Below are 24,626 nucleotides of genomic sequence, written 5' to 3' on the forward strand. Positions count from 1 at the left end.
CCGTCCTAAAGTACGCACGTTCGACGACCGAAAAGGCCCGACCCGGCCTCTTCCGGCCGCTCACGCCGGTCGAGGACGGCGCCGGGACCACCCGGCCCCGGCGCCGTCCGCCGGACGTCAGATCCCGGCCCCGGCCTCCGCCGCGCCCGCGTCGCACGCCTGCGCCCGCAACGCCCGCGCCAGGTCGTCCCGGGCCTCCAGCACCAGCCTCCGCAGCGCCGGCGCCGCGTCCTCGTGGGCGGCCAGCCACGCGTCCGTCGCGGCCAGCGTCGACGGGTCGTCCTGAAGCGCCGGGAACAGGCCCTTGACCACGATCACCCCGATCTGGATCGACCGCTCGGCCCAGACCCGCTCGATCGCGTCGAAGTACTTGCCCGCGTACGGCGCGAGCAGCTCCCGCTGCGACGACTGCATGAAGCCCGAGATCGTCGCCTCCACCAAGGCGTTGGACAGCGCGTCCGACTCCACGACGCCCGCCCAGGCCTGCGCCTTCACCGCGGCGGAGGGCCGCGAGGCCAGGCACCGCACCTGGTGCCGCTTGCCGGACGCCGTGTCGTCGCGGGCCAGCTCGGCATCGATCACCGACTCGTCGGCCACCCCGTGCGAGGCCAGCGGGGACAGGAACGCCCACCGCAGCTCCTGGTCGACGTCGAGCCCGTCGATCCGGGCCGAGCCGTCCAGCAGCCCGGACAGCAGCTGGAAGTCCGCCGCCGAGTCGGCGACCGACGCGAAGAACCGCGCCCACGCCAGCTGGTGCTCGCTGCCCGGCTCGGCGATCCGCAGCTCCCGCAGCGCACCCTCGGACAGCGCCCGGCCGCCCTCCTCGCGCCACCCGGGCGTCGCGTACTGCACCAGCGAGGTCCGGGTCCAGGTATGCAGCATCTGCAGCACGCCGATGTCGGATTCCCGGCCCGAGAAGGCCAGCACCAGGGAGACGAAGTCGCGGGCCGGCATCAGCCCGTCCCGGGTCAGGTTCCACAGCGCCGACCAGCACAGCGCCCGCGCCAGCGGGTCCGTGATGTCGCCCAGGTGGGCCCGCAGCGTGGCCAGCGACACCTCGTCGAAGCGGACCTTGCAGTACGTGAGGTCGTCGTCGTTGACCAGGATCAGCTCGGGCCGCTCGGCCCCCGCCAGCTCCCCGACCACCGTGCGCGGCCCCGCCACGTCCACCTCGGCGCGCGCGTACCGCACCAGGTCGCCGTCGGCGGTCCGCCGGTACAGCCCGACCGCGACCCGGTGCGGCCGCAGGTCCGGGTGGGAGTCGGCCGCCTCCTGGAGGACCGCCAGTTCCGTGATCCGGTCCGCCGCGTCGTACGTCGCCACCGGCGTCAGCGAGTTGACGCCCGCGGTCTGCAGCCACGACCGCGACCAGGCGGCCATGTCACGCCCGGACGTCTCGGCCAGCACGGACAGCAGATCGCCCAGCTGCGTATTGCCGTAGGCGTGCTTCTTGAAGTAGCGCCGGGCGCCCTCCAGGAACGCCTCCCGCCCCACGTACGCCACCAGCTGCTTCAGGACCGAGGCGCCCTTGGCGTAGGTGATGCCGTCGAAGTTCAGCTTGGCGTCCTCCAGGTCACGGATGTCGGCCGTGATCGGGTGCGTGGACGGCAGCTGGTCGGCGCGGTACGCCCAGGACTTGCGGTTGTTGGCGAAGGTGATCCAGCCGTCCTCGAAACGGGTCGCCCCGACCATCGCGAAGACGCCCATGAAGTCGGCGAAGGACTCCTTCAGCCACAGGTCGTCCCACCACTGCATGGTGACGAGGTCGCCGAACCACATGTGTGCCATCTCGTGCAGGATGACGTTGGCGCGGCTCTCGTACGCGGCCTGCGTCACCTTGCCGCGGAAGATGTACTCCTCGCGGAACGTGACACAGCCCGGGTTCTCCATCGCGCCGAGGTTGTACTCGGGCACGAACGCCTGGTCGTACTTCCCGAACGGGTACGGGTAGTCGAAGTTGTCGTGGAAGAAGTCCAGGCCCTGCTTGGTGATCAGGAAGACGTCGTCCGCGTCGAAGTGCCGGGCGAGCCCCTTGCGGCACATCGCGCCGAGCGGGATCTCCAGGGTCGTACCGTCCTCGAACGTACGGCTGTAGGAATCCGTCACGTAGTGGTACGGACCGGCGACGACCGCCGTGATGTACGTGGCGATCGGCTTCGTCTCGGCGAACCGCCAGGTCCCGCCGTCCCGCGACTCCTCCGCCCCGTTGCTCCAGACCGTCCAGGCCTCCGGCGCCGTCACCTGGAAGCGGAAGGGGGCCTTCAGATCGGGCTGCTCGAAGTTCGCGAAGACGCGCCGCGCGTCGGCGGGCTCGTACTGCGTGTAGAGATAGACCTCGCCGTCCTCGGGGTCGACGAACCGGTGCATGCCCTCGCCGGTCCGGCTGTACGCGCACTGCGCGTCGACCACCAGGACGTTCTCGCCCTCCGGCAGCTCGTCCAGCGCCACCCGTGCGCCGTCGAAGACGACGGCGGGATCGAGCGACCGCCCGTTCAGTGTCACCGCGTCCACGGACGGCGCCACCAGGTCCGCGAAGGTCGACGCCCCCGCCCGCGCGTTGCGGAACCGGATCGTGGTCACCGAGCGGAAGGTCCGCGGACCGGCGGCGGCGTCCCCGTCACCGTCGGGCCCGTCCACGGCGGAACGCAGATCGAGTTCGACCTCGTAACCGCCGACGGTCAGCAGCTCGGCCCGCACACGGGCCTCGTCACGGGACAGGTTCTCACCGGGCACGGGCACACTCCTTTGTGTCACGTTCGAATGGTTTTGATCCTCCCATGCCGCTGCTCGGCCCGGAACTGGGGAATGGCGGGCGCCTCCGGGGACGTTCCGTGCACAGATGCGATCACCCTTATGAGGAGAGACGATGCCCGACAACAGCACGGCGACCGGCAAGACCCCCGTCGATTTCTGGTTCGACCCGCTCTGCCCCTGGGCCTGGATGACCTCCCGCTGGATGCTGGAGGTGGAGAAGGTCCGCGACGTCGAGGTCCGCTGGCACGTGATGAGCCTGTCCGTCCTCAACGAGGACAAGATCGACGAGCTGCCCGAGGAGTACCACGAGCTGCTGGAGAAGGGCTGGGGCCCGGTCCGCGTGGTGATCGCCGCCCAGCAGAAGCACGGCGACGAGATCGTCGGCCCGCTGTACACCGCGCTCGGCACCCGCTTCCACAACCAGGGCGAGGGCCCCACCCGCGAGGCGGTCGTGGGGGCGCTCCAGGACGTCGGCCTGCCGGCCGAGCTGGCGGACTTCGCGGACTCGGACGTGTACGACGCCGAGCTGCGCGCCTCCCACAAGGAGGGCATCGACAAGGTCGGCCAGGACGTCGGCACCCCGGTCATCGCCGTTCCGGGCGCGGACGGCGAGCAGATCGCCTTCTTCGGCCCGGTCGTCACCCCCGCCCCGAAGGGCGAGGAGGCGGCGAAGCTGTGGGACGGCACGCTGCTGGTGGCGTCGATCCCCGGCTTCTACGAGATCAAGCGGACCCGGACCCAGGGCCCGATCTTCGACTGACCTGCCGGGCGCGGTGCGGGTCCCGGCAGCCGCCCGGCCCCGCGCCGTCCTCGACCCCGCCGCCGACGGTGAACCACCAGCGGGCACCGTCCCGCCGCGGGTCCCTGCCGCACAACAGCAGCAGCCGGTCATGCCCGTCGATCAGCAGAACCCGTGACGTCCACCGCTGCCGAAGCTCCATGTTCCGAAGTCCCATGGGGCGCAACGCTGTCCACCGCTCCCGCGGCCCGGCGCCCGGCCGCGGCCAGAGCCAGGGTGACCGTGATCGAGGCCGCCGCCATCACGGTCATCGCCGTCGCGGGGGAGGTCCACTGGGCGACGGTGCCGGCCAGCGCTGCCGCGACGCCCTGCATGGTGAGCATCCCGGAGGAGTGCAGGCCGAGCGCCTGGCCGGTGAACTCGTCCGGGGTCAGGGCCATCAGCCGCTCCTGGAACAGCAGACTCGCCGAGAACCCGACCGAGGCGAGCACCGCCAGGGCGAGCGCCAGGGGGAGCGCCGGGCGCGCGGCGAAGAGCAGATACGGGACGGCCAGGAGCAGTTGCAGGGGAGTGGCCAGCCGCCCCCGCCACTGCCGTGCGAAGAACCGGCCCGCCGCGGTGTCCCCGATGAGCATCCCCAGCGCGGCGAAGGCGAAGAGGAGCCCGGCCTGCTCGGGGGCGTACGGGACGAAGAGCGACTCGCAGCCGACGATCAGCCCGTTCGGCACCCAGAGCGCGAGATAGACCCGGCGGCGCGGGCCCGAGGACCACAGCACGGCGTTGACCCGCCAGGTCTCGGCGGCCGACGGCCGCCCGGAGGCGCGCGGCGCCCTGCGCACCAGCCCGAACCGGGCGACGGCCGCACCCGTCAGATACAGGGCGGCGGCGACCAGCAGCGTGCCGCGCGCGGACAGCGTCGCCACCAGGAGCCCGCCGAGCGCGAACCCGCCGATCTGCATCAGGCCGGAGCACATGTTCAGTACGGAACGCCCCAGCAGATAGCCGTCCTTGGGCAGCACCTCGTTGAGCAGTCCGTACCGCACACCGCCGCCCACGGCCGCGACCACCCCTTCGGCCAGGATGATCGCGAAGACCACGGGCAGCGGCAGCCCGGGGACGGCCAGGACGGCGGTGGCCAGTCCGAAGGCGAGCGCCATGCCGGTCATCGCGGCCCGGGGCGGCAGCCGGTCCGCCGCCGACATCAGCAGGGTCGCCCCGATCATCTGGGCGAGCGAGGAGCCGAACATGGACAGGGCGGCGAGCAGCGGCGAGTCGGTCGCGGTGTAGACGAGGGTGCCGAGGGCCAGCCCGCTCGTCGTCGACGCGGCGACCTGGACGGCGCTGGTCGCGAAGAGCGGTCCGAACTGCGGCGTACGGAAGAGTTCCCGGTAGGTGCGCATGCGGGGAGTCTCGGCGGCGGTCCGGGACGACCGTTACAGTTTCGCGCGGAGGCGAAACGTGGAGGCATGACGTCGTGGGCCTGTGGCAGATCAACACGGACACGCTGGCCGGGAGCCGGTTCGTCGTCTCACCGCTCGCCGAGACCCTCTCCGCCCTGAACTCCCTGGAGCGGGGCCGGCCCGAGCACCCTGGCCAACGGGCCTGGCTCGACGCCCATCTGCCCGCCTACCGCGCCCGGCAGGCCGCCGACCCGGTCGCGGCCCTTCTCGTACCGGCGGCGCTCGGCGGCAGCTGGAACGCGGACTTCATCACCCCGACACCGACGGGCGAGGGCGCCCCGTCCTTCGAGGAGGAGCTGGCCCCCGTCCGGGCGACCACCCCCGAGCGCGCCCGAGCGGACCTGGCGGTGTCGCTCGGTGGCGGCCCCCTCCCGGCGCTCCTGGACCGCGACGACCTGGCCCGGCGGGCCGCCGACGCCCTGCACTGGGTCTGGCTGCACACCGTCCTGCCGGACTGGCCGCGCCGCCGCCGGATCATCGAGGCGGACATCGTCGCGCGGACCGGACAGCTGAGCCAGGGCGGCTGGGCGGCCGCCCTGAGCGGTCTGCGCCCGGGGATGCGGTGGCTGGGCGACAGCCGGCTCCAGATCAACGCGCACGACTACCCGCCGAAGCAACTGTCCGGCGTACGGCTACTGTTCGTCCCGGTCACCCAGCGCTCGGGCTGGGTCTCCTGGGACGACGAAGCCCGGCGCTACGCGGTCGTCTACCCCTGCTCCGGCACCCTGGCCGACGCGGACCGGGCCCGGGTCCCGGACAGCCTGTCCCGCCTCCTCGGCCCCGCACGAGCGGCCGTCCTCGTCCTCCTCGCCGACCCGAAGAGCACCACCCAACTGGTCGCCCTGACCGACCAGGCCCTGGGCTCGGTCGGCCGCCACCTCAAGATCCTCCTCGACGCGGGCCTGGCAGACCGCCGCCGAACCGGCCGTTCCGTCCTGTACTTCCGCACGGAGGCGGGCGACGTACTGGTGGGGGCTCAGGGGGGCGGTTGAGGGCGCACTCTCTTCGCCCTCGCTCGCGAACTTGGGGTCGTGGTCATCCCTGGATGCCTCTCTGGCAGGGTTGGCGGATGGTCGAGCGCGAAGAATCCGACCCGGACGACCGGTCGGCACAGGCACTCCAGTCGTTCCTCGCCACGCTGTGGGGCATGGTCGTCGATGAGGACAGTTACACCGATGGTTACCCGTCCTGGCTCGAACCCGAGCTCAGGGGCCACCAGCAGGGCAGCGGTCCCGCCGACGTGGGGGCGAGTGCGCTCCAGCGGGTTCTGGCGTGCGGTGTGGACCCGGACGATCTGACCGACGTAGTACGGGAGGTGCAGCACGCAGTCCTCTACAACGTCTGCCAGTTGATCGACGATCCCGGACTGTTGGGAATCGGGCTCGACCACGAGGGGGCCCGGCCCGCGGATTTCCGCTGGGAACTCGTGGCGGTCCGCGACGAGGAGCCGGCCGGGCGAGCGCCGGTCCACGGGCTGCACTCCTCGCTCGACGAACTCGACCCCAGCGGCCGCCACGGCGAGCCGCGCGGCCGCCCGATTCCCGCCCGGCTGCCGGGCCACCCGCTCCACGCGAGGCTCGCCCTCGCCCACGCGCGGGCGGGTGACCGCATCCAGGCGATCAAAACCTGGCGCAAGGCGACCGGTGCGACCGTGACGGAGGCGAAGGCGGCCATCGATCTTCTGCTCGACCGGGCGGGGGAGGGGCCGGGAAGCGCGCCCTGAGCCGACTCGGGGTGAACAGGAGGTGGGCGCCGCGGTATTCGCACCGCCACCGCCACCAACGCGACCGCCGACCCGGTGATCCTTCTCGGCGGCATCGAAGTCACCCGAACCCGCCGGCCACAGACCTGAACCGACCGCGAAGTACGGGTCCAGGGGAAAGAGCCTGTTTCCACGGGTCAGGGCATGACCAGCGTGACGTGACGGATGTGGCATGCCGACTCACTGGTCATGCGCTGTGCTTCCTCTCATGAGGCGAAGGCCGCGGAGAGGATCTGGTTGACCAGGGCGAGATCATTTCCTCCGCCGTTGGTGGGGTTGAAGGAGTACACCAGGCGGCGACGCAGGTCACGGGTCGTGAACATGCCGTCGGTGTAGCCGAAGGTGCTGCCGGTCTTGCCCCATACGGTCACTCCGTTGGACAGGGTCGCGCGCATCAGTCCGGCGCTGTAGTAGGCGCGGCCGTGACCCGGGTCGTGGGCGTTGCCGTCGAGGTAGGAGACATTGGGGACGGTGAAGAGTTCCGCTTGCTCGGTCGGTGGCAGGAGTCGTCCTCGGAAAAGGGCGGTCAGGAAGTGGTCGAGGTCAGCCGTGGTGGCGATCATGCCCCCGGCGCCCGGGTTCTGTTCGGTGATATCGACCAGTTGCGTCCCGCCGTCCGGCTGGGGCACGGCAATGTAGCCGTGGGAGTGAGGGCCCGGGATCGTGGGGTCGGTCTCCGGGGCGGTGGTGTCGCGCAGGTGCAGCGGCCGCAGGATCCGGTTGGTGATCTCCTGCTGGTAGGTGTGTCCCGTGAGGTTCTCGACGAGCAGTGCGGCGACGTAGTAGCCGGTAGCTCCGTACGCCTGCATGGAGCCGGGCACGGCGAACGGTCGCTCATGCTGAACGGCCTTGGCGATCAGTTCCGCGAGCGGGTGGTCGTCGAAGCGGTGCTCGACGATGCCGTCCGGGGTGGTGGGGATGTCGTCCGGTGTCAGTTCGGGAAGGCTGCTGGTGAAGTTGAGCAGGGTGCGAACCGGGATCGGCGGGTAGCTGTCAGGCAGTACGTTCGGCAGGTACCGCTGGACGGGCTGATCGAGGCCGACGCGGTCTTCGGAGGCAAGCTGCAGCACCACGGTGGCGATGAAGGTCTTGGTGACGCTGCCGAGGCGGAACCTGCCGTCGGCCGGAACCGACGCCCCGGTCGCAACGTCGGCAGTCCCGTACGTGCCGACCCAGTGACCGTCCGGGCCACTCACCCGCGCAAGCACTCCTGTGACCCGGTCAGGTGCGCTCGAGAGCGCCCGTTGTAAGACCTGCGGGTCCAAACCCGGCAACTGGCCACTGGCGCGCTCGACCGCCACCGTGGGCCGCTCAGCAGGAGTCGCTGCCGCCGGAAGGGCCGTGCCCAGCGCCACCGCGGCAAGAACCGCGCAGGCAAGTGCCGCCACCGGTACCCGCCTGCGCCGGACCCTCGTCGTAGTTGCCTCGGTATCGGAAAGACATGGCTTGGAAGTCATGCCTACGACGGTGTCGCACAACCGCTGTGTGACTCATCAGGGAACACCCCCGAGAGGACCCGCATTAGCCCCTGAGACCGCTTCAGCTTGATTCGGTGGGTGGTCAGGGCCGACACGGGCCGGTACGGGTGGGATGCTCGCGCCGATCGGGGCGGGAGACCGCCGATCCAGCCACCCGATCCACACGAATCAACGACCCGCGAAGTACGGGGCTGGCGTCATTCGTTGGGATCAGGCCAGACCCCTGCGCCGCGAGCACGCCCGCCACCAGAGCGCCGAGCTCAGTGGTCCAGCAGACCGGCCGCGTCGATCCGGTGCAGATGGATGAGCACATCGTGCGAGGGCAGCAGCGATACGGGGTACACCGCGTGATCCGGGTACGAGGTGCCGATGCTGCGGGTCGGCCGGGCGACCGCCAGCCAGTTGCGGGCCGCCGTCGGCGTGGTGCGCAGGTCCACCATGTAGTCCCGGTAGCGCACCGCGTCCAGGGTGCGCTCGTTGCTGCCCTGCTCGGCGGGACCGACGGTGTACCGGGTCGGCGCGCCGTTCGGCCCGTCGGCGTTGAACGAGCCCTGGTCGAAGGTGAACCCCACGCTCAGATAGGACGAGCCGATCTCGTCGCGGATGAACGCGCCCTGCATCCTCGGGTACTCCTTCGGGGAGTAGGTGTCGTAGGCGACATGGGCGTTGTGCGCGGAGAGCAGCACCCGGTCCCCGGTGTGCCGCTGCCACCACACCGTGTTGTCCGCCATCACCTGGTCGCGGTAGCGCATGGCCGCGGCGCCCTGGGTGGGCTTGGTGAAGTCGTAGCTGTACCCGGTGGCGGTCTGGTCGATGGCACGGGCATGCTGCACCGCCCGGGTGTACGCCTCCTGCTCGGCCTTCCCGCCGCCCGGCCGTTGGCCCTGCAACAGTGCCAGCGCCCGCCCGGTGCGCTGCGCCATCTCCTTCCGCTCGGCGATCGGCCTGGCCAGATAGGCGTGGACATAGGTGTCCACGTCGGTGGTCGGGCGCAGCCCCTGGTACAGAGCGGTGAACTGGGGCAGTAGTGCGGGGAAGCGCTGCCCGACGTACGAGGTCACCAGGTCGTACAGGTCGGGCCCGGCGTAGCCGAAGTCATTGCCCATGAACTGCACCGGGTCGCCGGGGTGCGCCACGTTCCACGAGCGCATCCACTCGATCAGCCGCAGGTATTCCTGGTTCTGCCAGACCTGGTAGGAGTTGCGGAACTCGTCCCGCATGATCTGCCGCGGGTCGCCCTTGCCGTACCGCACATAGTCGTTGAGTCGCTGACCGGTGCTCCAGGGTGCCTCCAGCGCGAAGGTGCGGAAGCCCTTCTCCTGGACCAGATAGCGGAACGCGCGGTGCTTGAAGGAGAAGAACTCGTGTGAACTGTGGGTGGCCTCGCCGATGCCCACGATGGTGGCGTTCCCCACCATCCGCCCGAACGGGCGCAGATCGCGGAAGCCGCCGGTGGGTTCGGTGGACAGCAGCGGATGCGCGGCGCGCTCGATGGCGCGCACCGCGTCCTTCTCCTGCGGATCGCCGGGGGTGGCCGGGCCGCGGAGGTGAGCCGCGGAGGTGGTGGCGGGGGCGTACGTCGGTGCCGGCCCCATCGCCTGGACCGGGGCGGCGGCCACCACCAGTGCGCTGGTGCACAGGGCCGCGGAGACCAGGAGTCTGTTCTGCTTTCGCGTTAGCCGTGTCATGGCTTCCAGCGTGGCGAGCGGCCCGGTGACGATCCATCCGCCCCACTCCCGGATCCGGGGTGGGGCTGGGTCCACCGGGGGGTGGAGGCAGCCCCACCCCGCTGCTTGCTGTGCGCCTGGACGAGTAGTTCCGATGTAATCAGTGGTCATAGGCGATCAGTGAGCGGTGACTGCTGCGCCGATCAGATTGATGTGCCAGATACCGACGGCCATCGTGAGCACACGCTGGGTCACTCGGATGGCCACGCCCTCGAAGGTCCGTCCGCCGTGTCGCTCCAGGTCAAGCTGCCTTTGAGGGTGTCGTTGAACGACTCGATCAGCTGGCGGACCTTCTTGAGCATCGGCTCTCCGTAGCGCTTCTTCTCCCGCTTGAGAGACGGCCGCAGCAGCTCGATGCCCTGTGTGACGAGGTCCTTCTCGAACGGCTTGGACGCGAATCCCTTGTCCGTGATGAGCAGGATGCCCTGAGCAGCGGCGGTCTACCGAGGCGCCGGGTTCCTCCAATTTCGTCGTCGATCTTCACGTAGAGTGCGGTCAGGAGGGTGTTCAGGTCTGTGGTCACACACGGGTCTTGGGCGCCTTCTGCCCGCTCCGGAGGCCAAACGCAGAGCCACGCGTCGTTGCGCTCGGCGGGACTGTGCGTAGCCATTTCAGGATCGAGGTCGGCACCAGGTGGAGGCCGCAGTGAAGTGCCCTGACATGTCGCGCGGTGCGCGTCTGACCGCCCATAGTGCCGTGTCCACATCCCTGGCCTTGTGCAGTGATCGCGCCCTGCGCGAGCTCGTGGACACGGCCGTGCCGATCGGATCCGGCATCGGCGGGAAGTCGGCCCTGCTGGAGGTCGCCGGAACGCCGGTCTTCGTGAAGCGGGTGCCCCTCACCGATCCGGAGAGGCAACCTGAGCACGTCCGGTCCACGGCGAATCTGTTCGAGCTGCCCGTCTTCTGCCAGTACGGCATTGGGACCATCGGCGGGCCGGGCTGGGGGGCCTGGCGAGAGCTCGCCGTGCACACTATGACGACGAACTGGGTGCTCGCGGCGGAATACGAGGGCTTCCCCCTGATATATCACTGGCGGGTGCTGCCGGACTCAACGCCCCTGCCCGAAGAACTGGCCGACATCGAACGGGCCGTCGCCTACTGGGGCGGCGGATCGCAGGTGCGCCGCCGGATCGAGGCTCTCCAGCAGTCCTCGGCGAGTGTCGCGCTGTTCCTGGAGTACATCCCGCAGAACCTGCACCAGTGGCTGGGCACCCAGGTCGAAGCAGGAGACGAGACCGCCAACCGAGCCTGCGCCATGGTGGAGAGGGACCTGGCAGCCGGCACCTCGTTCATGAACAGCCGCGGGCTCCTGCACTTCGACGCGCACTTCGAGAACATTCTGACCGACGGCCGGCGCCTCTACTTCGCGGACTACGGCCTCGCTATTTCCTCCGGGTTCGAGCTGTCGCAGGACGAAGCCGATTTCTTCGACCGGCATCAGACCTACGACCGCTGTTACACCGCCACGTATCTGGTGAACTGGCTGGTCACCGGTCTGTACGGATACCAGAAGGAGGACCGGGAGGGCCGCTACGCGCTGGTGCGCGCATACGCAGAGGGCAAGCGCCCTGCAGGAATCCCAGAGGTGGCCGCGGCGATCCTCGCCCGGCACGCGCCGATCGCCGCACTGATGTCTGACTTCAACCTCAAGTTCCAGCGCCAGAGCAGGCAGACCCCATACCCGCTGGAGGAGATCCGTCAACTTGGCGGGCTGTACAGCTCCTTCATTTACTGACGGACGCCTGGAGGCCGGCACTCGACATGGATCAGTCACCCTACGTCGGCCTCCAGCAGCGCCCCGGAGCGTCCTAATAGCGGAGCTATTCGGACGTTTCGGCAACGCTGCGAGGTGCCGTGTCAGCCGCCGCGACCCCGGCCGTGATCCGCCGGACAGGCCCTAGCGGTGGGCTGATCCCGAAGCATCGGCCGGGCGGGGCGGTGAGCCGGCCAGCGGCGAGGCGTCTTCGTAGCGGACCTCGTAGACGCGCTCCGTGAACCTCCAGCCGTCGCCGGTGCGCTGGTAACGGTCGTGGTAAATCGCGTAGTTCAGACCTCCGCGGCCGTCGCGGCCGCGCACCACCTCCGATATGTACGCGCGGCCGGACGCGGTGTCGCCGTCGAGCCGGATCACGCCCGGGTGCGTGTTCTGCACAAAAAATTCCACAACATCCGGCACCCGCCTGCCCCAGGCGCGGATCGCCTCCCGCCCTTCGAGTTCAACGGGAATGTTGGGCATCCGCAGAACACCGTCCGGTGTGAACAGCGAAGCGATGCGGCCGTAGTCGCGCATCATCGCCCCGTCGGTGAACTCGCCGCGCAGCGCCTCGATCTCCACGCGGTCCGCGATGGCCTGAAAGTCAGTCATCGGTCTCCTCCTTGTCGCCTTGGACCCGGTGGACGAACGACACCTCTTGGATGGCGCGTCCGTCCCGGCAGTACGACGACACGGACCTCCGGAATGTGACACGGCCCCGCTCGGAGCGCACCGCGATGACGATCCGCCGGCACGAACGAGGGTGCGGACAGAGCGCACGACGACCGAGCGGGTGCGGGCCTCCTGCCCGGTCGCGGACGGGGTTAGGCTGCGGCACGGCGTCGAAGGAGCGTGCGCCGAAGGGCGGCCGAAGGGAAACCTAACTCGCCCTGGAACCAGCGGGATACGACGGAGGACCGGGATGGGGGCCATGGTAGATCCGGGCAACGGGAACGACGAACGGCGGCGAACGGCCGATCCGGAGGAGCTGGGGCCCGTTCTCGCGCGCTACCGGGAACGCCCGACGATGGGCAAGCTCGGCCTGACCGTCATCCCGGTCGCCGCCTTCCTGCTGTTCGGCGGCATACCCGACTCCATGCCGGGCACCGGCCACCTCATATTCGACGTCATCTGCCTCCTGCTGTTCGTCTGGGGCGTGTATGAGCTGCCCCACTCCCTCGCCTCCTGGCTGATCCTGCACGAGGGCGGAATCGTCTACCGGGGCCGGCGCAAGGTGCGGTGGGCGCACCACTGGGAGGACTTCAAGGACGTCGTCCTCTCCCGTGAGGCCACGTACGTCGGCCCGTCCTCCCGGCCGATCTCGGACAAGATCGTCGCGCGGCTGTGGACGGCGACCGGCCAGGGCGCGCGCGAACTGTCCGGCAACTACTTCCTGACCGATGTCGGCGCGGGTCTCCTGCGCACGTTCCTGCGCTCCCCGGGGAACCTGACGCCGATGTTCGCAGGCATCATCGACCGCGTCGCCGAGGCGCGTGTGCGGCACGACCTGCGCGAACTGGCCACCGAGGGCGGCAAGGTCCAGTACGACCACTTCGAGCTCGGCGGTACGTACCTGTACGTCAAGGGCGCCGCCGACGAGATCCCGTGGGACGAGGTCACCCGCCTGGCCGTGGACGCCAACCAGGTCGCCATCACCGTTCCCCACCTGCGACGCCGCATGAAGGGCCTCAAGCTCAAGGCGGACGGCCGCCGGGAGAACTACCGGGTCGGCGCGGACAACACCCTGTACATCGAGGACAAGGGCCTGAGCAACTGCCGGAAGGCGATCATCTGGTCCGTCATGTCCCACATCGCGGAATCCATCGACGCGGAACCGCGGTGACCGTGGCTACGGGCAGGACCCGCACGGGGCGCGCGGACCAGTCGACGACGCGTCCGCCCGCGCGAGCGGTGTAGGCGTACGGCTCGCCGGCCCTGAGCCGTATGACGGCCTCCCACTGGCTGTGGTCGAGCCAGCCGAAGGTGCGGTCGCGGTGCTCCGCGTCGAACCCGGAGAGCAGGGTCCGTACGGAGACCCGCATCCAGATCAGTGCCTGTGTGGGGGTGGCGGCGTGCTCGGCCCGTACGAGCAGTCCGTCGGCGGTGACCTCGCACCGCCAGGCGGTCCTGAGGGGCCGCCTCACGTCAACTCGGTTTGACCGATGGTCAGATGGACCCAGACGGTTTTGCCGGGGTCGCGCGGCCGTACGCCCCACTTCGCGGCGACCGCGTCCACGATGACCAGGCCACGGCCGGAGAGGTCGTCGAGCGTGGGGGTGCGGAGCGTGGGCATTCGCCACTGGTACGAGTCGGAAACCTCCAGTAGGAGCGTGCCGTTGCGACGGCGTAAACCCAGCTCGAAGTAGTCGCCGGCCCCCTTGGCGTGGTTGACCACGTTGGTGCTCAACTCGCTTGCCAGGAGGGTTGTTTCGTCGATGAGCCCGCCGAGTTTCCACTCGGTCAGGATGCTCTCGACGTGGCGTCGAGCGGCGGGGACGGAGTCCCTGCGGGCCCGGAATCTCTTGATGTGCGTGCGCCCGGACATGGGTCCCCCAAGGTCGTGGGTGGGCAGGCGGATTCATGGTCACGGAGTGCGCCCATTCCGCGGCGCGGTGTGACGCAAGCCACGCTAGAGGTAGGTTCTGACGAAAGGCAAGCGAGTCGTAGGTGCAAGCTTGCATTCACCCGCGAGGGTCAAGTCGCTAGCGTCTGCGAACAGTTAGTGGGCACACTGGCTTGGAGAGTGAGGGGGACGTATGCCCGCAGGTGGGAAGCCCACGGTGCGCAGCCGCCGGTTGGGGGCGGCGCTGAAGCGCCTGCGCTTGAACGCGCTCCTGGACCAGGAACATGCCGCCGAGGCGGTGGCGTGCTCAACGGCCAAGATCAGTCGGATCGAGTCCGGGACGGTCAGCGCGCGTGTGGGTGATGTGCGTGTGCTGCTCGACCTGTACGAGGTCGAGGACGCGGCAGAGCGCAAGAGGCTGGAGAAGCTGGCCCGTGACAGCAACAAGCGTGGTTGGTGGCTGAACTTCCCGTTCCAGTCGCCCGCACTCGACCGGCTGGGCGACTTCCTCTCACTGGAGACGGACGCCACGTACATCCGTGCCTGGCAACCGGTCTTCATCCCCGGCCTGCTCCAGACGCCGGACTACACCCGGGCATTGACCGAGGCCAACCCCGAAGTGCTCAGCAGCGAAGCGGCCGATGAGATCGTGAAGGTGCGACAGGAGCGGCGCCGGGTGTTCGAGGAGTCGGGTGCGCGGTTTGCCGCAGTCATCTGGGAGCCGGCCATATCCGGCCCGATGCCCTCGGCGAACGTTCATCGCGATCAACTTGCCCATCTCATCAGGATGGCCAAGCAGCCGAATGTGACGCTCCAGGTGCTGCCCCACACGGAGTGGGCGGCAGCACGCGTCGCGCCGGCCTTCGTCGCACTGTCCTACGCGCACGAAGCCTCGCCGGAGGCCATCGTGCAGGACACGCTGGTCAACAGCGTCATTCTGGAAGATCATGAAGACATGGCGGGGTACGTCCACGCCTTCGACGCGCTCCGGTCCGCAGCTCTCACTCCGGACCGGAGTCTCACCTTCATCCGGAAGACCATGAACGGCATCATCGCGGAGAACGAGGAATCGTGAGCAGCCAGGAAGTTGTCAGCCCATTCGTGAAGTCGTCCTTCTCCGGCGGCGGGTCGGCCAACGAGTGCGTCGAAGTCGCCCGGACCGCCGACGGCGGCCGGGCTGTGCGGGACAGCAAGAACCCTGGCGGCGGGCTCCAGTTCTACGCCCCCGAGGGGTGGGCCGCGTTCGTCGACGGGGTGAAGGGCGGGGCCTTCGGGCGCTGACGCACCCGGGGCGGGCTACGCTAGACGTGGGTGAGCAGGCGCTCCAGCGGCCCGGGTACGTGCTTGAGGTCCAGGTGTGCGATCAGCGCCTGCGCGTAGAGCGCCTTGCGGCCGCTGTGCGTGCCCATGAACCGTCGTAGCTGGTGTTCCACGGGGCGCTCCCGCTGTGCCGGCTGGCCCTGGAACGTATGGAAGGGGCGCATCTCGCCCTGGTCCTCGATGACCTGCTGCACGCCCTCGGCCCCGAGGGCGCGGATCAGCTCGTCCTCCAGGTCGGCGACGCACACCTGGAACCCGAGTGCCTCCAGCCCGGCGTGTGTGAGACCGGACCCGAGCCCGACCCGCTCCAGATGGCGCCGGAAGTGCCGCTCCTCGCCGATGTCGCAGAGACCCGCCAGTGGGAGGCCGAGCCCCGGAGGGCCGCACACGTCCAGGAAGCGCCCGATGCTCATCGCGCCACCGAGCGGTACCACCGCGACGCCCTCCGCGCCCAGGTCGCGGCCGTAGCGCGTGGCCAGGGCTTCGAGGGCGACCTGGTCGCTGCTTCCCTCGACGAGCACGACCGTCCGCACACCGCCGGCCAGCTCCCGCGCCACCGCGGCTGCCGCATCCGACCCCGCTCCGCCTGCCGCCCATACGACCGCCGCCTGGCTGAATCGCCTCAACTCGTCCACGAGACCTCGCCTCCCCGGCGCCATCCTGCACGGCGGGGATCCCGTACGCATACACGTTTTCCCGGCCCGTGTCGTCCAGGGTCACTCTGCCTGGGACCGCCGACCGGATCACCGGGCGACAGTCCCCGGCGGGAACGAATGCGGGCCCACGCGCACCACGCGTGGGCCCACAGTCGTCGGTGTCCGGGATCAGCTCGGCTGGTCTCCGGTGTACCGGTAGATTCCGCCTGCCGAGTTGACGTGCCATACGGTGCCGTCGGCTGCCGCGCCGATGTCGACGGCCCTGCCGGGGATGCCGACCCACGGATTGGAGTCGTGGCCCGTGTACCGGTACATCTGGCCCAGGGAGTTCACACCCCAGACATGAGTCCTGGACCCGACCGAGATCGAAGTGAGACCACCGGAGACGTTCTTCCAGTCAGCCACGTTCCTGTCCCCTTACCTCGAACCTTGCGAGGGGAATCTTGCTGCTCGGAGGGGTCACCCAAACGGCCTGATATGCCGATTGGCTACAGAGATAAACCAAAAATCGCCGTTTGGCCTTCCTCGCTCCTCTGCCTGCTGGGCGGGTGGCCCACTCGCCTCACCGCGAGGAGGCTGAATCTGCCGTAACCCACAAGGGAACGAGAGCGGCGCCAGGACTCCGGTCCGCCGGATGATCCGAACGAAACAACTCAGCCCAGGGTGCGGGCCCGTTCGAGCACTTCGGCCGGGGCCTTGGCCACCGAGCCGGTATCGAAGGGGGGTTGTGGGTCGTACTCGGTGTAGAGCTGGATCGCCTGGGCGGTCACGTCGTCGGTGAGCAGGGCGGCCAGCCGGACGGCCATGTCGATGCCGGAGGAGACTCCGGCCGAGGTGATCACCCGGTCGTGCCGTACGACCCGTTCGGGGGTGTAGACGGCGCCGTACGACTCCAGGTCGGCGGCCGCGCCCCAGTGGGTGGTGGCGGTCAGGCCGTTCAGCAGGCCGGCCGCGCCGAGCACCAGGGAACCGGTGCAGACCGAGGTGGTGAAGCGGGTGCCGGCGTGGATCCGGCGCACCCAGTCGAGGAACGCGGGGTCGTCCACCATGGTCCGGAAGCTGCCCCCGCCCGGGACCAGCAGGACGTCGCAGCGTTCCACGTCGGAGTACCCGGTCGGGACGTGCACCGGCAGGGATCCCAACACGTCCTGCACCAGGCCGGGTTCGGCTGTGACGAACTTGACGGTGGCGCCGGGCACGTACGCGAGGATCTCGTACGGACCGATCGCGTCGAGCGGTTCGAAGCGGTCGAAGAGCGGGATCACGATGTCCATGCTCGGCAGCCTAGCCATCGCCGGGGGCGGTGGAGTCCGGGGCCTTCACGCGCCCAGCCACTCCGCCACCTCGACCACGTCCCCGACGCTCACCGTGCCCTCGCAGACCACGGCGTTCTTCGCGCCGAAGCTGACCCTGTTCCCGTACTCCGGCTCGCGCCGGTAGGTCGACAGGGTGCGGATCGGTTCCGGGCCCGCGCGGTGGCCGGTGGCCTGGTCGACCATGGGGACGGCGCACCGCATCGCCCGTACCGAGTGGGCGAGTTCGACGGAGCCGATGGTCATCCGGCGTACCCGGTCCTCGAAGTGGGGTCCGTCGTTGCCGGTCAGGACGATGTTGGGGCGGAAGCGGTTCATGGGGACGGGCTTCGCGTCGCCCCGGGCGCTGATGCGGGCGTTGAGGTCGTCCAGGGAGGCCGTCGAGGCGACCAGCACCGCGTGCGCGTCGGCGAAGTTGACCTTGCCCGGGGTGTCGCCCCAGCCGTCCCGGTCGAAGCCGGGAGCCACGCGTACCAGGCGGGACTTCACGCCGAGCGCGTCGGAGAACCACTCCGCGACCGCGTCCCCCTGGTCGATGGCCGCGCCGAGCGGGCGGTCGAACATGCTGACGTCGAGGCGCGGGCCGTGCGGGTCGACGTCGAGGTGGAGTGGTTCGACGCCGGCGGTCGTCAGGGCCAACGTCGCGCCCGCGTCCAGGACTTCGACGCTGATCGCGGCCATCGCGGGGTGGGTGCGCTGACTGCGGAAGGCGCCGTCCGCCACGTCCACCACCATGAACGTACGGTCGTGTTCGAGGCCGGTGCCGAAGACCTGCGCGGAGTCGACCGTGGTCCCGGCGCAGCCCTTGACCGGGTAATAGGCCAGCTCGCGGACGGTGATTGTCATGGTGTCCCCTCCGGGGCGGCCGCTTCGAGGGCGTCGACGCTGCCGGACATGATGGTGCGTATGTGGCGGGTGAGGTGCTCGGTGGGCCAGTCCCACCAGGCGACGGCGAGGAGCCGGGCGACGGTCTCCTCGTCGTACCGGGTGCGGATCAGCCGGGCCGGGTTGCCACCGACGATGCCGTAGTCGGGTACGTCGGAGGTGACGACGGAGCCGGCGCCGATGATCGCGCCGTGCCCGATCCGTACGCCCGGCATCACCATGGAGTTGTAGCCGAACCAGACGTCGTTGCCCACGACCGTGTCGCCCCGGCCCGGCAGCCCGGTCAGCAGGTCGAAGTGGTCGGCCCAGGAGCCGCCCATGGAGGGGAACGGGAAGGTGGACGGGCCGTCCATCCGGTGGTTGGCGCCGTTCATGATGAACCGCACCCCGGTCCCGAGCGCGCAGAACTTCCCGATGACGAGCTTCTCCGGACCGTAGTGGTACAGCACGTTGCGGGACTCGAACGCGGTCGCGTCGTCGGGGTCGTCGTAGTACGTGAAGTCCCCGACCTCGATCAACTCGGACTTCACCAGGGGCTTCAGCAGGACGACCCGGGGCTGGCCCGGCATCGGGTGCAGGGCGGTGGGGTCGGCGGGGGTCGGGCTCGTGGCGTTCATGGCGCTCATCATCGCATTCGCCTCGCATGATGTAAGTTCCCTTTGGGAACCCATTGGGATCGAGAGAGGAACTTGCCGTGACGCTGGCGCGATGGACCGAGGTCGACGACTACTTCAACGGTCTGCTGGTGGGCCCGGACGAGGCCCTGGACGCGGCCGTGGAGGCCAGTGAGGCGGCGGGACTCCCGGCGATCCAGGTCGCCGCCAACCAGGGCAAGCTGCTGAACCTGCTGGCCAGGCTCCAGGGCGCGCACACCGTGCTGGAGATCGGCACCCTGGGCGGCTACAGCACCATCTGGCTGGCCCGCGCGCTCCCCGAGGGCGGCAAGGTCGTGACGCTGGAGGCCGATCCGGGGTGTGCCGAGGTGGCGCGCGGGAACATCGAGCGGGCGGGGCTCGCGGATGTCGTCGAGATCCGGGTCGGTCGCGCCCTCGACACACTGCCGGAGCTGGCGGCGCAGGGGTACGGACCGTTCGACGTCGTGTTCATCGACGCCGACAAGCCGAGCAACCCCGACTACCTGGCCTGGTCCCTGAAGCTGACCCGGCCCGGCAGTCTGATCGTCGCCGACAACGTCGTACGCGACGGAGAGGTGGTCGACGGCGCCAGCGAGGACCCGAAGGTGCAGGGCGTACGCCGGTTCACCGAACTCGTCGCGGCCGAGCCGACGTTGACCGCGACCGCGCTGCAGACCGTCGGGAGCAAGGGGTACGACGGGCTGCTGATGGCGCTGGTCACCGGCTGACATCCGCCGGCGTCGGCCGGGAAGCCCGCGGTGAGTGGTCCGGGCGGGGCGCCCGCCGGGCGGGGACGCCCCCCGTACGCGCAACGTGACAGGGAGACCCCCACCTGCCACGTTTCGGGCAGGAGGCCCCTCATCCCACCGGCCCGGCGCCCTCCTCCGTACCCCCTCGATGTCCCGACCGGGGACGCGGGCAGTCCGAAGCGCGCCCGGAACGGGTCGGGCGCCGACGTTTCCGGGCCGGCCGAAATGGTGGAAAGCCTCCAAGGACTGGTGAGTATTACTGTGTCCGGCGAGGTGACCACCTGTGTTCGTACGGTCGCAGACTTGCGGGGTGCGGTGCATGCCCTCGCGGTCGCCGCTTCCTCGTCCGTGACGAACCGAAGGACCCGAGCCCGTGAGCGAACGCGTCATCGCCCCCAAGAACCGCGGTTTCCTCTTCCTCGACTCCCACCCGGCCGGCTGCGAGCGCCTGGTGGAGGACATGTGGCAGGCCGTCCCCGCCCCTTCCCGCGTGCCCGACCGGGCACCCGTGGCGCTGGTCATCGGCTCCTCCGCCGGGTACGGGCTGGCCGCGACGATCGCGGGTCTCGCCCGTGCCGGGATCCGTGGGATCGGGGTCTGCTTCGAGAAGGCCCCCGGACGGCGCACGGGTACGGCCGGTTGGTACCGCACGGCCGCGACCGCCGAACTCGCCCGTCGGCACGGTCACGACATGGTGTTCCTCAACGGAGACGCGTTCTCCGACGAGATGAAGAACCAGGTCGCGCAGGTGCTGGAGGAGCGCTTCGGCGGCCGTCTGGACCACCTGATCTACTCGGTGGCTGCCCCACGCCGTACCGACCCCGACACCGGGACCACCTACGCGTCCGTCCTCAAGCCCATCGGTGAGGCGTACAGCACCAAGACCCTCGTCTTCGACGACGGGGGCACCGGCGAGGTGCGGGAGGTCGGGACGCAGCCGGCCGACGGCGACGACATCGAGCAGACCGTCGCCGTCATGGGCGGAACCGACTGGGAACGGTGGATCGACCACCTCGCCGACCGCGGACTGCTCGCCGAGGGATTCACCACCGCAGCCCTCTCCTACATCGGCTCCGCCCTGACGGCCGCGATCTACCGGCAGGGCACCATCGGCGCTGCCAAGTCCCACCTCGAACAGACCGCCCGCACCCTCGACGAACGGCTCGGCAAGCTGGTCGGGGGGCGCGCGGTCACCTCGGTCAACGCGGCTGCCGTCACCCAGTCCTCGACCGCGATCCCCGGCATCGCCCTGTACGTCGGGCTGCTGCGCGGCGTCCTCGGTGATGCCATGGTCCCGCCGATCGGGCAGCTCACCGATCTGTGGGACCAGCTCACCGGTGTCCGCCCGCTCGACCTCGACGACGAAGGGCGGGTGCGCCTGGACACCTGGGAACTCGCCCCCACCGTCCAGACGGCCGTCACCGAGCGGTGGCAGGCCGCCACCACCGAGAACATCACCGAACTCGCCGACCTCGACTGGTTCCACACCGAAGTGCAGCGCCTGTACGGATTCGCCGTGCCCGGCATCGACTATGCCGCGCCGGTCGAGACCGACGTCTCCTGGCCGGACACCGCCGCCCCCTGAGGCGGTCCGGTCCGGGCTCCGGGGAAAATCCTTCGACGCGGGCAGCGGATCCGATCATGATCGGGTGCATGTCTTCGAGTGTGAGTGACCCGGTTCGTGTCGGTACGGAACAGCTCCCGGGCGGGCGGTCGCTGGGCTGGGCCGAGTGGGGGCCGGGGGACGGGGTGCCGGTGCTGTTCTCGCCGGGTGCGGCCACCAGCAGGCATCTCGGGTTCGGCGCCGATGTGCTGGACGGGCTCGGGGTGCGGCTGATCGCCGTCGACCGCCCCGGTCTGGGGGTCTCCTCGCCCGTGCCGGGGCGTACGTTCGGTGACTTCGTCGACGACGTCCGCGCGTTCGCCGGCCTGCGCGGCCTGGGGCGGCCCCTGATGGTCGGCAACTCTCAGGGGGCGCCCTTCGCGCTGGCGTGCGCCGCCGCCGGAGCGGTCCGGGCGCTCGCGGTGGTCTCCGGTGCGGACGAGGTCGCCGAGCCGTGCTTCGCCGACGTGCTTCCGGAGGAGTTGCGCCGCCTCGTCGGCCTGGCCGTGGCCGACCCGGCCGCCGCCGAGCAGGTCTTCGCCGGGTTCACCCCGCAGGGGATGTGGGACATGGTCATGTCCAACAGCCCGGAGTGCGACCTCGATGTGTACCGGCAGCCCGCGTTCGCCGCCGCCTACCGGCGTGCCCTCGACGAGGCCTTCGCGCAGGGGGCGGCCGGCTACGCCCGGGACACCGTCCTGGCCATGGGGCAGTGGGGGATCGGGCTGTCGGACATCGCCGTACCCGTCGACCTCTGGTACGGGGAGAAGGACACCGGTCACTCGCCCGACCAGGGGGTACGGCTGGCCTCGCGCATCCCGGGCGCGGTCCGGCATCTGGTGCCGGAGGCCGGCGGGGCAGTGCTCTGGACCCATGCGGAGCAGGTGCTGAGCACGTTGCTGGGGCGCGTCGCGGCCCCCTGAGTCCTCGAACATGACAGAAGGGCCCTCGCCTGTCACGTCCAGGCGAGGGCCCTCCCTTCATCCGCCTGCCCGGTGAAGGTTGAGAAGACGATCACGAGGCAGGACGTATCTGCGCCTCCCGGTCAGGGGGCGAGCAGCAGCACGTCGGCGCGCTCCTTGGCGGCCGCGTAACGCTTCGCCACGTCCTGCCAGTTGACGACGGCCCACATCGCCTCGATGAAGTCGACCTTCTGGTTCTTGTACTGGAGGTAGAAGGCGTGCTCCCAGGCGTCGAAGACCAGGACCGGGACGGAGCCCTGGCCGACATTGCCCTGGTGGTCGTAGACCTGCTCGACGATCAGCTTGCCGCTGACCGGCTCGTACGCCAGGACGCCCCAGCCGGAGCCCTGCGTGGTGGCCGCGGCCTTCGTCAGCTGGGACTTGAAACCGGCGAAGGAGCCGAACGACTCGGTGATCGCGTCCGCCAGGTCACCGACACCGTCCGCCGCGAGCGGCTCGCCGCCGCCGTCACCGGTCATGTTGTGCCAGTAGATCGAGTGCAGGATGTGGCCGGAGAGGTGGAACGCGAGACTCTTCTGGAGCCCGTTGATCGCCCCCCAGGCCTCCTTGTCGCGGGCCTCCGCCAGCTGCTCCAGGGTGTCGTTCGCACCCTTCACATAGGCGGCGTGGTGCTTGTCGTGGTGGAGCTCGATGATCTGCGGATTGATGACCGGTTCGAGCGCCGCGTAGTCGTACGGGAGTTCCGGGAGCGTGTACGTGGCCATGTGGTCGAACCCTCCAGCTGCTGTCCTGTTGTTATTGCAACCTATATGCAGGAGCAGGCTAACAGTAGGAGGGGGCGATAGTGATCAGCCCTTCGACGTAGGACCGGGCGCGCCCTCACGCACGGGCGCGCGTAAGGGCCTCCGCGAGTCGGTTCAGGTGGTCCTCGTACTCCTTCGCGTAGTGCGCCGCGTGCGCCGGGTCCGGTTCGACGACCGAGGTCGGGGCCGTCCACGCGGCCGTGTCCAGCTCCGCGCCGAAGCGCCGGGCCGCCGCGAGCACCGCGCCGCGCGCACCCACCTCGCCCTCCACGATCCGGACTGGGCGGCCCAGTACATCGGCGAACAGCCGCATCCAGGCGGGGGAGCGGGTGCCGCCGCCGCACAGGGCGAGGGTGCCGGTGAGGCCCGCGGCCTCCAGGCAGTGCCGGGCGGCGAAGCCGATGCCCTCGCAGACGGCGCGGATCAGATCGGCGGGGGTCGTCTCCAGGGACACGCCGGTGAACTCGGCGCGCAGCCTCGGTTCGACGAACGGGGCGCGTTCGCCGGACGGGGCGAAGTAGGGGAGCACCCGGACCCCGTTCGCGCCGGGCGGGGTGGCGGCGAGCAGCGCGTCGACCTCGGTGTGGCGTACGCCGGTGGTGGTCAGGACCCAGTCCAGGGCCGCGGTGCCGACCATCGCGGGCATGGCGCGCAGCCAGTGGCCCGGACGGTCGGTGGAGATGTGCAGCCCCGCCGGTTCGCCGTCCAGGTCAAGTCGTTCCGTGGCCACCAGCGCGGCCAGACAGGTGCCGACGATCAGCAGTCCGTCGCCGGGACGGGTGACGCCCGCGCCGAGCGCGCTGGCCGGCAGGTCGTACGGGCCGTTGGAAATCCGTAACCCGCAGGGGAGTTCGGCGGTGGCGACCGGGTCGCTGACCGGGGCGAGGAGCGGGGACCGGTGGGCGAGGCCGAGCGCGGCCACGACATCGGGGGCGTACGCACGGGTCATCGGGTCCAGGAACGGCATCGACGCGTCGGAGACATCCGTGGCCCGGACCCCCGTCAGCCGCTGGAACACCATGTCCTTGCAGTACAGGGCGGTCGTCGCGGCGTCGAGCGAGGCGGGTTCGTGCCGGTCGAGCCAGGCCAGCACCGGGCCGGGACAGCCCGGGAACATCGCGCTGCCGGTGCGCCGGTAGACCGTCTCGAAGACGCTGGACGCCAGCCAGGCGTCGACCAGTTCATGGGCCCGGCCGTCCATCCAGGAGATCGCCTTGCGGACCGGCCGGCCCGCCGCGTCGACCAGCCAGACGCCGTCGCCCTGGCCGGTGAGTCCGGCGAACGCCACCCCGTCGGAGCCGAGCGCGTCCAGCACCTCGCGGACCGCCCCGTAGACCTCGTCCATGTCCTGCTCCACGAACCCGTCGTGGATCGCCAGCCCCACCGGGCGGGACTCGACGGCCAGCGTGCGGCCGAGCGGGTCGAAGGCCGCGGCCTTCACCACGGACGTGCCGACATCGATGCCGATGTAGCGAGGCTCGGTTCCGGTCATGGTCACAGC

Annotated in this window: 24 protein-coding genes; 10 read left to right on the forward strand and 14 right to left on the reverse strand. The window is 70.0% G+C overall.

Annotated features, from left to right (window positions below; genetic code table 11):
- Window positions 1-117: 117 nt before the first annotated feature.
- Complete coding sequence (gene pepN / locus OG520_RS26835; RefSeq protein ID WP_406014907.1) at window positions 118-2,733, reverse strand: aminopeptidase N; 2,616 nt, start codon at window positions 2,731-2,733, stop codon at window positions 118-120.
- Window positions 2,734-2,866: 133 nt separating this feature from the next.
- Here pepN and OG520_RS26840 point away from each other — a divergent pair, with 133 nt between their 5' ends.
- On the forward strand, window positions 2,867-3,514 hold the full coding sequence (locus OG520_RS26840; RefSeq protein WP_399329472.1) for a DsbA family protein: 648 nt from the start codon (window positions 2,867-2,869) through the stop codon (window positions 3,512-3,514).
- A 128-nt stretch (window positions 3,515-3,642) separates the two neighbouring features.
- On the opposite strand, the gene OG520_RS26845 is transcribed toward OG520_RS26840, so the two are convergent.
- Entirely contained in the window at window positions 3,643-4,893 is a 1,251-nt protein-coding gene (locus tag OG520_RS26845; RefSeq protein ID WP_406014908.1) for an MFS transporter, read from the reverse strand.
- Between the two features lie 74 nt (window positions 4,894-4,967).
- Here OG520_RS26845 and OG520_RS26850 point away from each other — a divergent pair, with 74 nt between their 5' ends.
- Entirely contained in the window at window positions 4,968-5,945 is a 978-nt protein-coding gene (locus OG520_RS26850) for an ArsR/SmtB family transcription factor (RefSeq protein ID WP_406014909.1), read from the forward strand.
- A gap of 77 nt (window positions 5,946-6,022) precedes the next feature.
- Complete coding sequence (locus OG520_RS26855) at window positions 6,023-6,676, forward strand: hypothetical protein (protein ID WP_406014910.1); 654 nt, start codon at window positions 6,023-6,025, stop codon at window positions 6,674-6,676.
- Between the two features lie 245 nt (window positions 6,677-6,921).
- Here OG520_RS26855 and OG520_RS26860 read toward each other — a convergent pair whose 3' ends face one another.
- Entirely contained in the window at window positions 6,922-8,103 is a 1,182-nt protein-coding gene (locus OG520_RS26860; protein ID WP_406016571.1) for a serine hydrolase domain-containing protein, read from the reverse strand.
- A 350-nt stretch (window positions 8,104-8,453) separates the two neighbouring features.
- On the reverse strand, window positions 8,454-9,881 hold the full coding sequence (locus OG520_RS26865; RefSeq protein WP_406014911.1) for an erythromycin esterase family protein: 1,428 nt from the start codon (window positions 9,879-9,881) through the stop codon (window positions 8,454-8,456).
- Between the two features lie 699 nt (window positions 9,882-10,580).
- Between OG520_RS26865 and OG520_RS26870 the strand changes: the two genes are divergently transcribed.
- Window positions 10,581-11,657, forward strand: coding sequence for a protein kinase family protein (locus OG520_RS26870; RefSeq protein ID WP_406016572.1), 1,077 nt, complete (start codon window positions 10,581-10,583; stop codon window positions 11,655-11,657).
- A 162-nt stretch (window positions 11,658-11,819) separates the two neighbouring features.
- Here the strand turns inward: OG520_RS26870 and OG520_RS26875 are convergent, their stop codons facing one another.
- Window positions 11,820-12,287 (reverse strand): nuclear transport factor 2 family protein, encoded by a 468-nt coding sequence (locus tag OG520_RS26875; protein ID WP_406014912.1) that lies wholly within the window; start codon window positions 12,285-12,287, stop codon window positions 11,820-11,822.
- Between the two features lie 310 nt (window positions 12,288-12,597).
- Here OG520_RS26875 and OG520_RS26880 point away from each other — a divergent pair, with 310 nt between their 5' ends.
- A complete protein-coding gene (locus OG520_RS26880; protein WP_406014913.1) occupies window positions 12,598-13,518 on the forward strand; it encodes a hypothetical protein in 921 nt (306 codons plus the stop codon).
- Here OG520_RS26880 and OG520_RS26885 read toward each other — a convergent pair.
- Together OG520_RS26885 and OG520_RS26890 are read right to left on the reverse strand one after the other, a co-directional pair.
- Window positions 13,475-13,819 carry a hypothetical protein gene (locus OG520_RS26885; protein ID WP_406014914.1) on the reverse strand — a complete coding sequence of 115 codons (345 nt, stop codon included), beginning with the start codon at window positions 13,817-13,819 and terminating at the stop codon, window positions 13,475-13,477. The genes OG520_RS26880 and OG520_RS26885 overlap by 44 nt on opposite strands.
- The gene (locus OG520_RS26890) at window positions 13,816-14,220 is read right to left on the reverse strand and encodes an ATP-binding protein (RefSeq protein WP_406014915.1); all 405 of its coding nucleotides are present in this window, start codon (window positions 14,218-14,220) and stop codon (window positions 13,816-13,818) included. Before OG520_RS26890 ends, OG520_RS26885 begins: the two co-directional genes overlap by 4 nt.
- Before the next feature lie 211 nt (window positions 14,221-14,431).
- Here OG520_RS26890 and OG520_RS26895 point away from each other — a divergent pair, with 211 nt between their 5' ends.
- Window positions 14,432-15,313: a helix-turn-helix domain-containing protein gene (locus tag OG520_RS26895; protein ID WP_406014916.1), complete on the forward strand. Its 882-nt coding sequence runs from the start codon at window positions 14,432-14,434 to the stop codon at window positions 15,311-15,313.
- Window positions 15,310-15,519 (forward strand): DUF397 domain-containing protein, encoded by a 210-nt coding sequence (locus tag OG520_RS26900; RefSeq protein WP_406014917.1) that lies wholly within the window; start codon window positions 15,310-15,312, stop codon window positions 15,517-15,519. Before OG520_RS26895 ends, OG520_RS26900 begins: the two co-directional genes overlap by 4 nt.
- 20 nt (window positions 15,520-15,539) lie before the next feature.
- Here OG520_RS26900 and OG520_RS26905 read toward each other — a convergent pair whose 3' ends face one another.
- The 5 genes from OG520_RS26905 to OG520_RS26925 form a co-directional block, all read right to left on the reverse strand.
- The gene (locus tag OG520_RS26905; RefSeq protein ID WP_406014918.1) at window positions 15,540-16,193 is read right to left on the reverse strand and encodes a TOPRIM nucleotidyl transferase/hydrolase domain-containing protein; all 654 of its coding nucleotides are present in this window, start codon (window positions 16,191-16,193) and stop codon (window positions 15,540-15,542) included.
- A gap of 189 nt (window positions 16,194-16,382) precedes the next feature.
- Window positions 16,383-16,619: a tectonin domain-containing protein gene (locus tag OG520_RS26910; RefSeq protein WP_406014919.1), complete on the reverse strand. Its 237-nt coding sequence runs from the start codon at window positions 16,617-16,619 to the stop codon at window positions 16,383-16,385.
- A gap of 248 nt (window positions 16,620-16,867) precedes the next feature.
- Entirely contained in the window at window positions 16,868-17,488 is a 621-nt protein-coding gene (locus OG520_RS26915; RefSeq protein ID WP_406014920.1) for a DJ-1/PfpI family protein, read from the reverse strand.
- A 45-nt stretch (window positions 17,489-17,533) separates the two neighbouring features.
- Complete coding sequence (locus OG520_RS26920; RefSeq protein WP_406014921.1) at window positions 17,534-18,373, reverse strand: MOSC domain-containing protein; 840 nt, start codon at window positions 18,371-18,373, stop codon at window positions 17,534-17,536.
- The gene (locus OG520_RS26925) at window positions 18,370-19,029 is read right to left on the reverse strand and encodes a CatB-related O-acetyltransferase (protein WP_406014922.1); all 660 of its coding nucleotides are present in this window, start codon (window positions 19,027-19,029) and stop codon (window positions 18,370-18,372) included. The genes OG520_RS26920 and OG520_RS26925 overlap by 4 nt, the downstream gene beginning before the upstream one ends.
- A 77-nt stretch (window positions 19,030-19,106) precedes the next feature.
- On the opposite strand from OG520_RS26925, the gene OG520_RS26930 reads away from it, so the two are divergent.
- The 3 genes from OG520_RS26930 (at window position 19,107) to OG520_RS26940 (ending at window position 22,322) form a co-directional block, all read left to right on the forward strand.
- A complete protein-coding gene (locus OG520_RS26930) occupies window positions 19,107-19,775 on the forward strand; it encodes an O-methyltransferase (RefSeq protein ID WP_406014923.1) in 669 nt (222 codons plus the stop codon).
- Window positions 19,776-20,169: 394 nt separating this feature from the next.
- Complete coding sequence (fabV, locus tag OG520_RS26935) at window positions 20,170-21,381, forward strand: enoyl-[acyl-carrier-protein] reductase FabV (protein ID WP_406014924.1); 1,212 nt, start codon at window positions 20,170-20,172, stop codon at window positions 21,379-21,381.
- 68 nt (window positions 21,382-21,449) lie between these two features.
- Window positions 21,450-22,322: an alpha/beta fold hydrolase gene (locus tag OG520_RS26940; protein ID WP_406014925.1), complete on the forward strand. Its 873-nt coding sequence runs from the start codon at window positions 21,450-21,452 to the stop codon at window positions 22,320-22,322.
- 122 nt (window positions 22,323-22,444) lie between these two features.
- Here the strand turns inward: OG520_RS26940 and OG520_RS26945 are convergent, their stop codons facing one another.
- Both OG520_RS26945 and OG520_RS26950 read right to left on the reverse strand, forming a co-directional pair.
- The gene (locus OG520_RS26945) at window positions 22,445-23,086 is read right to left on the reverse strand and encodes a superoxide dismutase (RefSeq protein WP_356479639.1); all 642 of its coding nucleotides are present in this window, start codon (window positions 23,084-23,086) and stop codon (window positions 22,445-22,447) included.
- A gap of 115 nt (window positions 23,087-23,201) precedes the next feature.
- Window positions 23,202-24,617 (reverse strand): FGGY family carbohydrate kinase, encoded by a 1,416-nt coding sequence (locus OG520_RS26950; protein ID WP_406014926.1) that lies wholly within the window; start codon window positions 24,615-24,617, stop codon window positions 23,202-23,204.
- Window positions 24,618-24,626: the final 9 nt, after the last annotated feature.

The sequence above is a fragment of the Streptomyces sp. NBC_00984 genome (assembly GCF_045162475.1).
Taxonomy (GTDB): domain Bacteria; phylum Actinomycetota; class Actinomycetes; order Streptomycetales; family Streptomycetaceae; genus Streptomyces.